This is a genomic window from Acidimicrobiales bacterium (assembly GCA_036378675.1).
In the GTDB taxonomy this organism is placed as follows: Bacteria; Actinomycetota; Acidimicrobiia; order Acidimicrobiales; family Palsa-688; genus DASUWA01.
In genome coordinates this window covers 1-14,653 of record DASUWA010000031.1, presented here as the reverse complement: position 1 = coordinate 14,653, position 14,653 = coordinate 1, and the positions used below count along the sequence as shown (strand labels likewise).

The 14,653-nt window shown below is 61.6% G+C and carries 13 protein-coding genes and 1 riboswitch; all 13 genes read left to right on the top strand.

Features of this window, described 5'->3' with window-relative positions:
* Positions 1-36: 36 nt before the first annotated feature.
* A complete protein-coding gene (locus VFZ97_10920; protein ID HEX6393946.1) occupies positions 37-1,176 on the top strand; it encodes a Re/Si-specific NAD(P)(+) transhydrogenase subunit alpha in 1,140 nt (379 codons plus the stop codon).
* Positions 1,173-1,490 carry an NAD(P) transhydrogenase subunit alpha gene (locus tag VFZ97_10915; protein HEX6393945.1) on the top strand — a complete coding sequence of 106 codons (318 nt, stop codon included), beginning with the start codon at positions 1,173-1,175 and terminating at the stop codon, positions 1,488-1,490. Before VFZ97_10920 ends, VFZ97_10915 begins: the two co-directional genes overlap by 4 nt.
* Positions 1,487-2,884, top strand: a complete 1,398-nt coding sequence (locus VFZ97_10910) for an NAD(P)(+) transhydrogenase (Re/Si-specific) subunit beta (GenBank protein HEX6393944.1) — start codon at positions 1,487-1,489, stop codon at positions 2,882-2,884. The genes VFZ97_10915 and VFZ97_10910 overlap by 4 nt, the downstream gene beginning before the upstream one ends.
* Before the next feature lie 108 nt (positions 2,885-2,992).
* A complete protein-coding gene (locus VFZ97_10905) occupies positions 2,993-4,501 on the top strand; it encodes a C40 family peptidase (protein HEX6393943.1) in 1,509 nt (502 codons plus the stop codon).
* Between the two features lie 140 nt (positions 4,502-4,641).
* A riboswitch (cyclic di-GMP riboswitch) is annotated at positions 4,642-4,727 on the top strand.
* An 88-nt stretch (positions 4,728-4,815) separates the two neighbouring features.
* Positions 4,816-5,385: a prepilin-type N-terminal cleavage/methylation domain-containing protein gene (locus tag VFZ97_10900; protein ID HEX6393942.1), complete on the top strand. Its 570-nt coding sequence runs from the start codon at positions 4,816-4,818 to the stop codon at positions 5,383-5,385.
* Positions 5,386-5,493: 108 nt separating this feature from the next.
* The gene (locus VFZ97_10895; protein HEX6393941.1) at positions 5,494-6,276 is read left to right on the top strand and encodes a prepilin peptidase; all 783 of its coding nucleotides are present in this window, start codon (positions 5,494-5,496) and stop codon (positions 6,274-6,276) included.
* Positions 6,277-6,390: 114 nt separating this feature from the next.
* On the top strand, positions 6,391-8,046 hold the full coding sequence (gene pilM, locus VFZ97_10890; protein ID HEX6393940.1) for a type IV pilus assembly protein PilM: 1,656 nt from the start codon (positions 6,391-6,393) through the stop codon (positions 8,044-8,046).
* 1,005 nt (positions 8,047-9,051) lie between these two features.
* On the top strand, positions 9,052-10,320 hold the full coding sequence (locus tag VFZ97_10885) for a type II secretion system protein (protein ID HEX6393939.1): 1,269 nt from the start codon (positions 9,052-9,054) through the stop codon (positions 10,318-10,320).
* 23 nt (positions 10,321-10,343) lie between these two features.
* Positions 10,344-10,967: a type II secretion system protein gene (locus VFZ97_10880; protein HEX6393938.1), complete on the top strand. Its 624-nt coding sequence runs from the start codon at positions 10,344-10,346 to the stop codon at positions 10,965-10,967.
* Entirely contained in the window at positions 10,964-12,334 is a 1,371-nt protein-coding gene (locus tag VFZ97_10875; protein HEX6393937.1) for a hypothetical protein, read from the top strand. The genes VFZ97_10880 and VFZ97_10875 overlap by 4 nt, the downstream gene beginning before the upstream one ends.
* Before the next feature lie 64 nt (positions 12,335-12,398).
* Positions 12,399-13,556: a chorismate synthase gene (gene aroC / locus VFZ97_10870; GenBank protein ID HEX6393936.1), complete on the top strand. Its 1,158-nt coding sequence runs from the start codon at positions 12,399-12,401 to the stop codon at positions 13,554-13,556.
* Complete coding sequence (locus VFZ97_10865; protein ID HEX6393935.1) at positions 13,553-14,086, top strand: shikimate kinase; 534 nt, start codon at positions 13,553-13,555, stop codon at positions 14,084-14,086. The genes aroC and VFZ97_10865 overlap by 4 nt, the downstream gene beginning before the upstream one ends.
* Positions 14,074-14,653 (top strand): iron-containing alcohol dehydrogenase (locus VFZ97_10860; protein ID HEX6393934.1); only part of this gene is annotated, 580 nt, incomplete at its 3' end. The genes VFZ97_10865 and VFZ97_10860, both read left to right, overlap by 13 nt.

Below are 14,653 nucleotides of genomic sequence, written 5' to 3'. Positions count from 1 at the left end.
CGGCTGATTGCGGTCCGCATGGCAGGATTCGATGCGGTGACGAGACTCGTCGTACTCAGGGAGACCGAGCCTGGCGAACGGAGGGTTGCCCTCGTACCAGCGGACTTGACCCGGCTGGCCAACCTGGGCCTCGAGGTGGTTGTCGAGAGCGGGGCCGGAGATCCAGCCGGACACCCAGACTCGGAATACGAACTTGCCGGCGCGGCTGTCGCGTCCCTCCCGGGAGCTCTGGACAAGGCAGCTGGTGTGCTTGTGAAGGTTAGGCCGCCGAGTGAGTCGGAGGTGGCCAACCTGCCGCAGCACTCCACGCTGCTTTGCTTCCTCCCGCCCGCCACTCACTTGAGAATCGTCGGGCGGCTCCGGGATCGGGGCATAACAACCTTCTCCTTCGATCTCGTACCAAGGATCAGCCGCGCCCAGTCGGTCGACGCCCTCAGCTCACAGGCGAGCGCCGCGGGGTACGAGGCTGCGATTTTTGCGGCTAGGCGCCTTGGGCGGATGTTTCCAATTCTAATGACCGCTGCAGGCACCGTTCCGCCCGCGAAGGTGCTCGTGCTGGGCGCGGGGGTGGCAGGCCTGCAGGCCATCGCCACTGCGCGAAGGCTCGGGGCGTCAGTGTCCGGTTACGACATCCGGCCCGAGGCCGCCGAAGAGGTGCGTAGCCTGGGTGCCAGATTCGTGCAGTTAGAACTCGACGCCGCTCAAGGCACTGGCGGGTACGCAGCTGAGCAGAGCCAGGAGTTTCTGGCCCGACAGCAAGAGCTAGTGGCTATCAGGGTCTCCGAGTCGGACGCAGTGATAACAACCGCGGCAGTCCCTGGTAGGCCTGCACCACGGCTCATTACCAGAGCGACCGTCGAGCGAATGCGCCAAGGAGCGGTCATAGTAGATATGGCCGCCGCATCAGGTGGTAACTGCGAACTGACGCGTGACGGCGAGGAAGTGGAACACAACGGAGTGTTAGTGATTGGTGCGGGGAACTTGGCATCGGACGTTGCAACTTCATCAAGTGCGCTCTACTCGCGGAACGTGTCGAACTTCCTTGCTCTATTGATTCGCGACGGTGACATCGTCAGTGAATCCGACGATGAGGTTCTCGTCGGAATGCGACTGACCGGAGCGGGAAGAGTGCAGCACGAGCCGACCAGGGCGGCAATGGAAGGGACTGCAGAATGATCGACACCGGGCTCGACCTTCTCGTCGTGTTCGTCCTCGCCGCCTTCCTCGGTTACGAAGTGATATCAAAGGTGCCGAGCATCCTGCACACTCCGTTGATGTCCGGCAGCAACGCGATTCACGGAGTGATCCTCGTGGGGACGATGGTTATCGCGAATGAGGCGCGCGGTGGTTTGCAGATCTTCCTCGCGCTAATGGCGGTCATCCTTGCGACGCTGAACATAGTCGGCGGGGTGGTCGTCACCGACCGCATGCTTGAGATGTTCAAAGGTCGTGACCGACAGCACGAGCCGGGCACATCGGGCGAGAAGTGATCGGCGCCACTCTCGCCAACAACGGTCTCGTTGGGGGTTACCTCGTCTCCGCGGTCTGCTTCATCGTCGCGCTGAAGGCTCTCAGTTCCCCTCGAAGGGCACGGCTAGGTAATTTGGTCGGCGTGGCCGGGATGACCGTCGCCGTGGGTCTCACATTGGCCGACAGTCATGCCGGACCCTACGGCATCATTCCGATAGGCATGGTGATCGGCACGCTGATTGGCGTTCCCGCCTCCCGTCTGGTCCACATGACCGCAATGCCCCAGCTTGTGGCGATCTTCAACGGAGTTGGGGGTGGTGCGGCAGCGCTCGTATCGGTCGTCCATTTTCTCTCGACTCAGTCTTCAAGTCCGAGTGACTTGCACCTGGTCGAGATCACGTTCGGGTTGGTCATTGGGTGCGTGTCGTTATCCGGCAGCCTGATTGCGTTTGCCAAGCTCCAGGGAACCTTGACCGGCCGCCCAATAACGTTTCCCGGGCAGCCCCAGGCGAATGTGGCACCCTTCGTCGCGCTCCTTGCGCTGGGGATCTGGATGGTAGTCGATCCTCATGTCGCAGGGCTTCTGCTTCTTGCGATGTTTGCGCTGGCCTTGGGCGTGGACATCTGCCTTCCGGTCGGAGGTGCAGATACACCCGTTCTAATCTCACTGCTCAACTCCCTGACTGGACTGGCGGTGGCCGCGGATGGCTTCGCCTTGGGAAACATGATCCTCGTCGTGGCGGGCACCCTCGTAGGCACCTCTGGGGCTTTGCTAACGAAGATGATGAGTGACGCGATGGGGCGGTCGCTGCCGAACATCCTTCTCGGTGGCTTGACGACCGCTGGGTCAACCGAGTTGCTCGGAGGGGAACAGGGGGCTCAAAGCGTCCGGTCAGCCGACGCAGATGACATCGCCACCCTCTTGGCCTACTCCAGACGGGTGCTCATCGTGCCGGGATATGGACTGGCTGTCGCGCAGGCACAGCAGACGGTCGTAGAGCTCGCGAGGGCCCTCGAAACCAGGGGGGTCGAAGTCTCGTACGCGATACATCCGGTGGCAGGAAGAATGCCAGGCCATATGAACGTACTTCTTGCAGAGGCAAACGTCCCGTACGAAGACCTCGACGATCTCGACGAGGCCAACGCCAAGTTCTCCGGTACGGACGTTGCGCTGGTGGTCGGCGCAAACGACGTGGTCAACCCGGCCGCTCGCGACGATCCAGGCAGCCCGCTATATGGAATGCCGATACTGAACGCCGACGAGGCAGCGCATGTCGTGTTCATGAAGAGAAGTATGCGACCAGGGTTCTCGGGGGTCGACAACGCCCTTCTCTACGACCCGAAGACCGTGCTTCTCTTTGGGGACGCCAAGGACTCCCTCTCGAAGCTGGTGACGGCGGTTCGGGCCGCATGAATCGCTGGTAGCGACTTCAGGAACAGGGGACCGCTGGCCGATGAATTGACGATCAGTTGGGCGGTTTCTGGGATTTCTGTTTTGGCACGTATGAAATCATCTCGATCGATGCGGTTGAAGGCGAGCGGCGGTCGCCTGCGCGCGGGTGGTGCAACCGTGGCGATCATTTGCCTGGTCGGCCTCCCTCGTGTAGCCGCGGGCGCCGCAGGTAGTTCGCCGGCAGCCCCACCGTCTCCAGCTCCGGCGCCCTCCCCGCCGGGGAACTCGGTTCCACCGCTTCCCACTGTCTCGCCTGACATCACGGATGGCCAGCCCATCCAGTCCCTGTACGCCATGGCCCTGAGCTTGAGCTCCGACAGCGCGTTGAGCGCTCAGCTTCGCTCCCAGATCGCAGCCACCCAGAAGCAGCTCGATGCCGACGCCGTAGCAGCCACCCAGGCGGCCGCGGTTGAAGCCGCAGCTGACTCCGAAGCCGCTAACGCCGAGTCCCATGCCGAAGCGGCTGCCCGGGCATACTCAGACCTCGACGGCGCGCTGAAGCACGCAGTCCTGTTCATGTACACGAGCGGTCCGACATACGTCCGCGTCAACCCCGGGGCCGGTGACAAGCTCGCCTACGCTTCTGACTACGCCAGCACGGCGTTGACGCCTGGCGGCATCCTCTCGACCAGAAAGTACGACGCGTCGATCCGGAAATCGGAATTGGCCGTCGCCAAGTCGGCGCAGCAGCAAGCCGATCAGGCTGCACAGCAGGCTGCTGTCGCAGTGGCCGCCGAGAGAGCAGCTGAAGCGGCTCTGGAAACCCAGCTGGCGGCGGTGGTAGCCGCGTCAAGTCCCCAGCTGATGGCTGAGACGACTGCCCTGGCCGGCCAGGCCGGTCAAGAGCTGCTCTCCACAGCTGGACTCGAGTTCACCCCCGCGTCACCCCTGCCGCCGCCGGTATCGACGACGCCGATCGCGCTCGCCTGGGTGTTCTCCGAGCTCGGCAAGCAGTATGTCTGGGGCGCCACAGGTCCCGACACGTTCGACTGTTCAGGGTTAACACAGTTCGTCTGGCACCAGGCGGGCGTGGACATTCCCCGAGTAGCGGCGGACCAGGACAACTGGACCGTCCCGGTTCCGCTTTCGCAGCTTCTTCCCGGAGATCTCGTCTTCTTCGGCAAGAGCGACATCCATCACGTCGGGATCTACATCGGCAGCGGCTTGATGATCAACGCACCACACACGGGCGATGTCGTACGGGTCAGTTCCATCTGGTGGTCTGACCTTGCTGGTTTCGGTCGTGTCCACGACGCAAACGTTCCTGTGCCCGTTCATCTGGCACCCACGCCGTCAAAACCGGCAGCTCCCGCAGTAGTTTCGACCGCCGGCAACGTCCCGTCCCAGACGCAGCCCCCTCCTGGTTGGCAGCCTCAGCCAGGTTCGACAACGCCAATAGTTGTTGACGGAACCGGGAATGGCGGATCTAACACAAACGCCAGCACGACGACGTCAACTACGACTCCCTCATCCAGTCCTGGAAGCTCAACTACCACGACGCCGCCGGCTACTAGTACAACTACGGTACCGACGAGCGCTTCTAACGTGAGCAGTACCACGACCCTGCCGGGGGGGTAAGGCGGCAGTCAGCGATGGTCGAGTCCAAATTGAGAGATTTCTCAGGGTCGGATCCCAGATTGAGACATTTCTCAGGGTCGGATCCCAGAAACTTCTCAGGTTGATACCTCACGCGCCGATGTTGTGGGTGCGAGCAGCGCTCGAGAAAAAGGCAAAGCCGTCGAGAGGCGGTGACGCAAAGCCACGGGGCCAGACGTCATGGACGAGGGCCAGCCGGGCTGCCTGGAGCACTTGAACCGGGTTTTTGCCGGGGGGAGGGGCCAGGGGTTCAAAAGCAGGCTCGCTGTCATGAACCGAACCCGAAAGGCAAACACATGCTGGAATCCATCAAGCAGCGCCTCGGCCGTGACGACGAGCAGGGCTTCACCCTTATCGAACTCATGGTTGTCGTGCTGATCATCGCGATCCTGTTGGCGATCGCTATCCCCACGTTCCTCGGGGCCCGTAACAGCGCCAACGCCAGGGCGACCCAGTCCAACCTGCGTAACGCTCTCACCGCGGAGCAGACCCAGTGGACGAACAACCAGGCATTCGACGCGGTGGTGGCTGACATGTCCGGTATCGAGTCGAACCTCGACTGGCAGACCGCCTGGCCGGCGGCCCCCAAGCCGAACACCGTTTTGGTGGCCATCGACGCCAACACCAACGGCGTCTTCCTGACCGGCCTCGGCAAGGACAACAACTGCTATACGATCTTCGCGCTTGACCAGCCGGCCACCTTCACGCCAGCCGGTGGCGCAGCGACGAGCGTTCCCGCCGGAACCCAGTACTTCCAGACCGGCAAGAACGCCGCCGGTGGATGCTCCACCCCGGCTACGCCGGGCGGCGGACCAGGCACCACAACTGCTCATCAGTCAGTTGGCAACTGGGAGCAAGCCTTCTAATCAATCACAGCCAACCGTTGTAACAGCAAAGGGCCCCACCTTATGGTGGGGCCCTTTCGGATAAAGCAACTATCCTTGCCTACGCCCTAACCCTCTGAGAGTTTGAATATGTTTACCGTGACAGTGCTGGCGGCCGCGCTCCTCGGTCTCGCGATTGGCTCATTCCTAAACGTCGTGATCTACCGGGTCCCGGCCGGGATGTCCATTGTGTCTCCGGCCTCGGCATGTCCGTCATGTCACACACCGGTGAGTCCTCGGGACAACATTCCGGTCCTGTCCTGGCTCATACTTGGCGGACGCTGCCGTTCATGCTCGGCGCGGATATCAGCCCGATACCCCGTGGTGGAAGCTCTGACGGCGGTGATCTTCACGCTTGTTGCAGTGCGGTTCGGCCCGAGCTGGTCATTGCCACCGGAGCTTGCCTTTTCCGGGGGCCTAATGGCCTTGGCAGCGGTTGACCTCGAGCGGTTCCTTTTGCCACGGGCAATCTTGTATCCAACGTCCGCGATCGTCGCCGGACTTCTCCTTCTGGCGGCTGCCGCCCAGGGAGAGTGGCGACGCCTGGGGATCGCCGTGGTTTGTGCAGTCATCGCCTTCGGGCTCTTCTTCGCTATCAATTTCATAAGGCCTGCTTGGATGGGCTTCGGAGACGTTCGTCTGGCCGGTCTGATCGGCCTGGCATTGGGCTGGCTTGGACCTTGGTACCTTTTCATTGGATTTATGGCCGCCAACCTCACGGGTGCTCTCGTTGGGATCGCTCTTATGGCGTCTGGGAAAGCCGGTCGTAAGACGGCCTTGCCGTACGGCGTCTTCCTTGCCGCAGGCTCACTTTTCGCGGTGCTCCTCGCTGCGCCAATCATCCATTGGTACAGCAATCATTTCGTTCACTGACCTCGGAATAGGCGGGCCAATCGCGAGATATTCCGGAGTCTCGGTAAAGCCCGGGCCGCAGGCGCCGATATCTCCATCTGTGAGTACCAAGTCGACGGGCGCGTAGGGGAAACGATGGAAGCCAACAGCATCGGCCTTGACATCGGCTCATCCGCGGTCCGAGCTGCCGAGATACGGATCGAGCGACACCACTGCCGCCTGCGGCGCTACGCCCAGGTCGGGCTTCCGTCTGGAGCCGTAGTCGATGGAGAGGTCGTCAATCCCCTGGTGGTGGCGGAAGCCCTCCGCCGGCTGTGGGACGCGGGCGACTTCTCCTCGAGAAAAGTCGTATTGGGCGTCTCAGGTCACCGGCTGATCGTACGCCAAGCAGATGTTCCGGCATTGAACGAAGAGGATCTACGATCTTCGCTCCGCTTTGACGCACAGGAGCTCATTCCCATTCCCATGGAGGATGCTCATTTCGACTTCCAGATCCTGGAGCGTGGCGATAGCACCGACGACGATGGCCGTGCAACCATGCGGATCCTCATCGTTGCTGCCCATCGCGAGATGCTCAAGGCTCACCTCGCGGCGCTTGAGCAAGCCGGACTGGAAGCCGTTGCAGTTGACGCTTCACCGCTCGCCTTGATGCGGGTAGTCCCGCCCGCGGCAGACTCAGGCGTTGAAGCAATCGTCTCGATCGGGGCTGAGCTGACCACGGTCGCTGTTCGCCAAGCGGGAATACCTCGTTTCATTCGTAGTCTCGCAATAGGTGGAGGCAAGCTGACGGCTGGAATCGCTTCGGCGCTGCACGTCGAACCTGCGATCGCCGAGACGCTCAAACGAGGAGCTGTCCCTAATGGAACTCCTCAACTCGCGCAAGCTCGCAAAGCCATGGGTTCGGAACTGCGCGACCTTGGCGAAGATGTCCGAGCAACCATGGACTTCTTTCTCAGCCAAGCTGTAGGAGGCCCCATCGATCGCTTGCTCATCACAGGGGGCGCGTCAATGACGGTGGGCCTCGCAGAGGAGCTTGCCGGAACAACTGACGTCGACATCAGGCGAATCGATCCCTTTGCAGTCGTCACTCTCGATGATCTTGGACTGGACGAGGATGCCCTTCGCAGAGCGCGTGCAACTAGCGCTACTGCGGTGGGCCTTGCTCTTTGGACAGCAGACGCTCCGGGGCGCCGTCTATCAGTTCTCCCGGGCGATGTCGCCGAAGCCCGCCGCACACGCCGTCTGGCGATTCTCGCAGCGGCGGGCGTGGCCGGTGTCGCGGGTCTCCTGGCTTTCGTCGGCGGCGCGGAAGCCGTGGCAGTGCACCTCGAGAGGTCGAAAGTCCACGAGGCTCAAGCGAAGGCAGCTTCGCTTCAAGCAAAGGTCACCCAACTTCAGGTTGAGACCGCTATCCATACCAGGGTGGCCGCTCGAGCTCACCTGGTCAAGTCTGCGCTACAGGGTGACGTCGATTGGGTCAGTGTCATATCCGGAATACAGAACTCGATGCCCGCAAGCCTCCAGATCGAAAGTTTCACGGGAACTCGCGGCTCCACGAGCTCCGCCAGCTCGGGATCGAGTACCGGATCTATTGGAGTATCCCTGACTGGAAACGGTGGACTTCCCGTCACGGCTGCTTGGCTGGACGGCTTGCAAAAGGATCCGTCGGTGCAGGGGACATGGGTGACCGGAATCGCCGAAACGACCAATGGTGGTGCGGTGACTTTCGCGTCGACGACCAGCCTCACGCCAAATGCACTAAGCCATAGAGATCGAGGTGTCAATCCGTAATGACCGCCAACCGAAAGATATCCGTGATCGCGGTAGGGGCCGCCCTCGTCCTCGTTGTTGCTTGGTTCTTCCTCCTTTGGTCACCGGAGTCCAAAAGCCTCAAGTCGGCCCACAAGGCCCGCGCTGCAGCTGACCAGAAGGTAAGTGACCTTCAAACGCAGGTTGGGCAGCTAGAGGGCTTGGTGAAGCAAATTCCAGCCGACAATGCGGCGTTCGCCCAACTTCAACAACAGTTACCCGACAACCCGCAACTCGACCAAACCCTGAATCTGATGCACCAGGCGGCACTTCAGAATGCGGTTACGATCGCAACACTGACACCGTCACAGGCCGCTAGCGGATCGGGGCCGAGTTCAAGTTCGAGTTCTGGCTCGCAGGCGTCAGGACCCCCGGCAGTCACTCTAACGATAAGCGCGATCGGCCCCTTCAATCAGCTCAAAGCTTTCGTGGGAGCGCTTTCGAAGATGTCTCGTACCGTCGTGATCGACAGAGTGTCGATTAGTGGCGTCGGGAACTCGGCTGCGAACATCACAGCACGTATCTTCTACGCCGGGCAGCCTTCTCCCTGAGGTGCGACGGCCATGATCGACGCTTCTCGTAGCCCGCGCCCCTTGTGGAAGCGGATCCTTACGGGGGTGTTTCTCCTGGCCGCAATAGTCGTCGCAGCGTGGTTGATTTGGGTGAAGGAGCTACACCACCATGACGTCCACGTCCACGCCTTGTCTCCGCTAACCACCTCCACAGCACCATTCGCCCCTGGTACCCGCACGGTGTAAGACACGATCTCTCTGAGAACCCGTTCGGGTCCCCGGCGATCGCCGCGTTAGGCACTGCTCCAATCGGGCAAATCCTCGTCTGCAGCGCCCGAGGGCAGGCCAACGCATTCGTTGCTCGCCTCCCGTGGATCTGACGCGGTCCTACGGACCGTCCTGCTAGGGCCAAAGTGCCCGCGGCGCACTTAGGAAGCAATCCCGGCAATCGTAAAGGTTGCTCCCTAAAGGACCGATGACACCAACCGTGGGCAAGCTGGTCAAAGCCGGGCGCGAACGAGGCTTCACCATCGTCGAGCTGATGATCGCCATGCTTGTCCTCGCGATAGTGATGGTTGCCCTGGCTCCGGCCTTCTACGGCGAGCTCAAGGCGACCGCAGCCGCCAACTACCGGAGCACCGCAAACGGGCTCGCAGTCGGGGCGATCGAGGAGATGAGAGCATTTCCCTTCTACCAAATCGGGTGGAATCAGGGTGATTACTCCACCAGCGGCAGCACCGCGCTCAGTTGCGTTTCCCCATCCAATACATTCCAAACTGGCGGTACGGCGCCGGCCTGGAACACGAGAGCCGGGTTAGAACCGGTGAAGCTGACAGGGGGATCCGCACTAGATAACGTCAACAACAACCTCCTGACCACCCAGACGATTTCACCCGTCACATTCACAATTAGCCGATGCGTCTACTGGGTGAGCGCTTCCACCGGGAGCTCAGCCGCTTACAAGTTGACCTGGGTGGGGGTGTCGTGGAGTGTCGGAGGTATCCCATGGCACGTCAGTCAGACGTCAGCGATCTATCCAGGAGGCGAGGGCACATATGGGTCGGGGGGACACAACAACAACAACCCAAGCGCCCCAGCCTGCACCAATAGCGGCTCGCTGCCCGCCACACCGAAGTCGCTGGCCGCTTCCCAAGACCCGACCAGCCCCACCTCCACGGTCGATCTCACTTGGTCAGAAGGATCAGAGACTTTCTCATCCGTGATGCCGGTCCAGTATCAGGTCAACTACAGCAGCAACGGCCCGAGTGGTCCATGGATTCCGTTCTCGCAGACCGGGCTGCCCCGCCAGAACGTCGATGGCCTGGTCGCAACCACGACGTATTGGTTCCAGGTCTTCGAGGTCGCCTGCGACGGAACTCCGGGAGCCGCGGTAGTCGTGAGCCAAGCAACGGCCAGCGCCTCCCAAAGCTGCGCGTACTCAAACTTCACCGTTTCACCGAGCACAGCCTCCATCGGGAGTAGCAAGACACTTATCGGCATCTCGGCCTTCCAGGTGTCGGTGCAGGTTACAAGTGCATGCAACAACATCTACGTGTCATACGATCCGCAACTCAAGAATCAACCTATAACCGACTCCGCGCCCGCTGGAAGCGGGTCCCTCACCTGGAACACGTCCGCCTCGAAATGGGCGGCCGGCACGATCGTCTTTACTCTCTACGTCGGCGGCGCCCAGACTTCCGATGCCGCACAGGTCCAAATTTCATGCACCGCCAAGAGTTGCTAGCGCGCCGAAAGTCCGATGTCGGCATGACACTGATCGAGCTCTCGGTCGTGCTGTTTCTCATGTCGATCATGCTGGTCATTGCAGGTACAGCCCTGTTCTCACTGCAACAGACAGCGACCCGCAACGACACGACTGTCACCGACGAACAACAGGCAAGCACAGTCTTAGCGCAGGTGTCACGCGACATCCGTAGCGCCCACCAGGTCACGTTCGTGGGCTACTCGTCTCCCTCACCCACTCAAGAGATCGAGTTGCAGATGAACCAACCGGCTGGTACGTGGGTCGAGTGGGTTTATACGCCCTCAGCTGCAACAGTCAACGGGACGACTCAAGGTGCGCACACACTCACCCGCTACGCCTCATCGTCGGCGTCGGGGCCGTTCACTGTGTCTAACCCGACCATCACCACACCAGTCAACGTCGTAAACGGCTCGGCAAGCCCAGTCTTCAGGTATTTCCAGGGCAACGGATCCGAGATAACCACCATTGATAGCCCATCAAGCCTTCAAACCTGTACCACTCGAGTCTTGGTTTCTCTGACCGTTGGTACCCAGAAGAGCATCTCGGGCGTCGCGACGTTCCAGATCGGGAACGATGTCGCCATCACGGACCAAGACAACCAGTGGGGGTCACTTCCGTGCTCATGAAACGAACACGTCAGCCTCGTGACGAGCGCGGAAGTCTGGTTGTCGCCCTAGCAGTCATTTTCGTACTGGTCCTACTTGTTTCTGCGATCGGGGTAGAAGTAGCGGGCAACCAACTGAACATCGTGTCCAAGTCCAACGCGGCCTCGAGCGTTTCCGCCGCCGACGCCGGGCTTTCGGATGCGGTCTTCCGACTTGACCAGCTGGCGCCCGCTACCGGGAGCGCTTTCTGCATGGACGCGACGGGCACCGGCACCGTCGGCACGGCGACCTGTGACCAGGCGCAGGGCGGTCTCACCGGAGTCAGCTACGTGGCGACTCCGAACGCCGGAGGCACAAGCTGGACTCTTCAGGCCAAGGCGGTCGTGAACGGAGTGTTGGGCGCAGTACAGGAGACTGTCAACTACAGTGTTCTCTATCCTTTCGCGATCTTCGGAAACGGCGGCCTGGACTTCAACGGACAGAGTGGCAACACCCTTGGCGCATACAACGACAAGAGCACTTCCTCTACCTCGAATCCTGACACGGCGACCGGCGACTGCTCCGACTCAGACGGGGACAATGGCGGAGCACTAGGAGGCGACAATGACGGGGACTCGGACGACGCGTCTTGTATTCAGGTAGGGAGTAACGGACCCATCAAATGCGCCGGCGGGCTTCCAACGAACGTAGGCGAGGTGTATTACACGGGTGGAGGCGGGGCGAGTTCGTGCGCACGTCCAATCGCCAACAGCTCGAAGTACGTTTTACCTGTTCCCACCGCCCCCAGTTCCGCCAGCACCTGCCCGGGCATTCAAACGACTGATGCAAAGGGCGACACCATTTACGAGCTCGGCTCAACCTACGGTGTCTCTTCGCTTCCCGCTGGGACCTATCTCTGCCAGAACGCGGCGGTGACGATCGCAGGAACAGTGTTGGTCCAGCCCAATGTCACGCTATACATCATCCTGAACGCCACAACCGACAACGCCTTCATAAACAACGGTGTCCAAACCCTGAACATCGCCGGCGGGTCAACCGTGAACACTGGATTCGACGGTACCGCCGGGACTCCACCCGCTGGCACCACTCTCCCGGTTGCCTCGGCACTCCAGATTCTGAGCAACAGCACCGGAACGATGGGGAGTGCGAACGGCGGAGGCGCCAACGGCCCGTACACGTTCGGCGGCGTGATATACGCTCCAGAGGCGAACCTTGTTGGCAACGGGTGCAAGAGCGCGTATTACGGTTCGCTCACGATAAATACCCTGACCTGCAACGGCGGTCCGCACCTCCAGGTCTATTACGACAACGCGCTGTCGTCACTCTACGGCCCGCCGTCTATCTCGGGTTATTCGCAGATCAATCCGAGGAGCTTCACCGTCCCTTAGATTCCAGCAGCCGAATGCGATTTGGCTCGGGATCCATCTGAATCTGCCAGTACGATCGTCGGCGATGCTCCGCTTCCTAACCGCCGGCGAATCTCACGGCCAAGGCCTGGTTGTGATCCTCGAAGGCTTGCCCGCCGGCCTCCAGATCACGACGGAGCAGATTCAGGACGAGCTGGCCCGCCGACGGCTGGGATTCGGGCGAGGACCGAGAATGCGGTTCGAGCAGGACCAGCTGACTCTCATCGGGGGCATTCGTCACGGGCGGACACTCGGCTCCCCGGTGGCGATTGAGATCGGCAACACCGAATGGCCCAAATGGGAGCAGGAGATGTCCCCGGCGCCAGGGCGCACCGACAAGCCTCTCACCCAGCCAAGGCCCGGTCACGCCGACCTGCCGGGGATGCAGAAGTATGGCTTCGACGACGCTCGCGACGTCCTGGAGCGGGCGTCGGCCCGGGAAACCGCGGCGAGAGTGGCCGCGGGCGCCGTCGCCAAGGCGTTTCTGAGGGAACTCGGTGTCGAGGTGGTCAGCCACGTCGTTCAGATGGGGCCGGTGGTCTCCAAGTCCGCCAAGCGGCCGCTGCCTCAGGATCTTTCCAGTGTGGACGAGTCCCAGGTCCGCTGCTTCGACCCAGAGGCGGAAGAGGCGATGATCTCCGAGATCAAGGCAGCGGCCAAGGTCGGGGACTCGCTTGGAGGTGTCGTCGAGGTGATCGCCTACGGCGTACCCGTCGGGCTGGGCAGCCACGTCCATTGGGACCGCAAGCTCGACGGGCTACTGGCTCAGGCCCTGCTGAGCATCCAAGCAGTCAAGGGCGTCGAGATCGGTGATGCGATGGATGTGGCCGGCCGGCGTGGTTCGGAGGCCCATGACGCGATCGGTTGGGATGCTCCGGCTGGCGAATACCGGCGTGGCACTAATCGAAGCGGTGGAATTGAAGGCGGGATGACCAACGGCGAGCCGATCGTCGCACGGGTGGCCATGAAGCCGCTCGCAACATTGAACCGGCCTGTCCTCAAGACGGTAGACGTGGACACGAAAGAGGAGACCGTTTCCTTCAAGGAACGCACTGACGTGACTGCCGTACCGGCGATGGGAGTGGTAGCCGAGACGATGATGTCGCTCGTACTGGCTGGCGAGGCACTGCGGAAATTCGGTGGTGACTCGATGCCGGAAGTGCTTCGCAACCACGAGTCGTACCTAGATCATCTTCGCCGGTGAGCGATCGGGTCGAGAAGGTCTTCCTGATCGGGATGATGGGAGTCGGCAAGACCACCGCGGGTCGTTTGCTGGCTGAAGCCCTTGGGTGGCCCCAAATCGACAGCGATGAAGAAGTCGTCCGGGTCGCCGGCCGACCTTTCGCTGAGCTCTGGGAACAGGGGGGGGAATCTGGATTCCGTTCCCTTGAAGTGAAGGTCGTCGCCGACCTGGCTTCCCGGCCGGACCAGCTGGTGGTGGCCCTCGGTGGAGGCGCGGTGCTCGACCCGAGGAACCGCGAGGCCATCAAGTCCGCGGGGCTTGTTGTATGGCTACGCGCCGACCCGAACACCCTTACCAAGCGGGTGGGCGATGGCCGGGGAAGACCGCTGTTGAAGGGAGGCCCCGCAAAAGCGCTAAACGAGCTCAGCGAGGCCAGGGCCCCGATCTATGAGGGCATCGCCGACCTGGTCTTCGATGTCGACCGGGTAAACCCTCGGGAGGTCGCCCGGCGGGTTGCCAAGGCGGTGAGGGAGCACCAATGCGCGAGCTGAACGTCGAGCTCGGTGACCGTTCCTATCCAGTCATCGTCGGGTCGGGCGCCCGCCACCGCGTGCTCGAGTACCTCCCGCCAAAGTCCAACAGGGCAGCCGTAGTCACACAGGAGTCCATCCCCTGGCAAGTTGACTCCGGGATCGAACAGCGGACCTTCACTCTCGATCAAGGTGAGGAGGCAAAGAATCTCGAGTCGGTCGAGCAGCTTTGTCGCGGTTTCACCGCGTGGGGGTTGACCCGCGCAGACGTCGTCGTCGCAGTGGGAGGGGGAGTTGTCACCGACGTCGCGGGGTTCGCCGCTGCGGTGTACCACCGGGGAGTGGCCGTAATCCACGTCCCTACGACTCTGTTGGGCCAGGTCGACGCCGCGATTGGCGGGAAGACTGGGGTCAACCTGCCCGAAGGCAAGAACCTCGTCGGTGCCTTCTGGCAACCAGGCGCGGTTCTCTGTGACACCGAAACCCTCACCACTCTTCCCCCCCGTGAGTACCGGAGCGGGTTGGGGGAGATGGCCAAGTATGCTTTCCTCGGAGTCGAAGGACTACGTGATATGGCTCTCGATGATG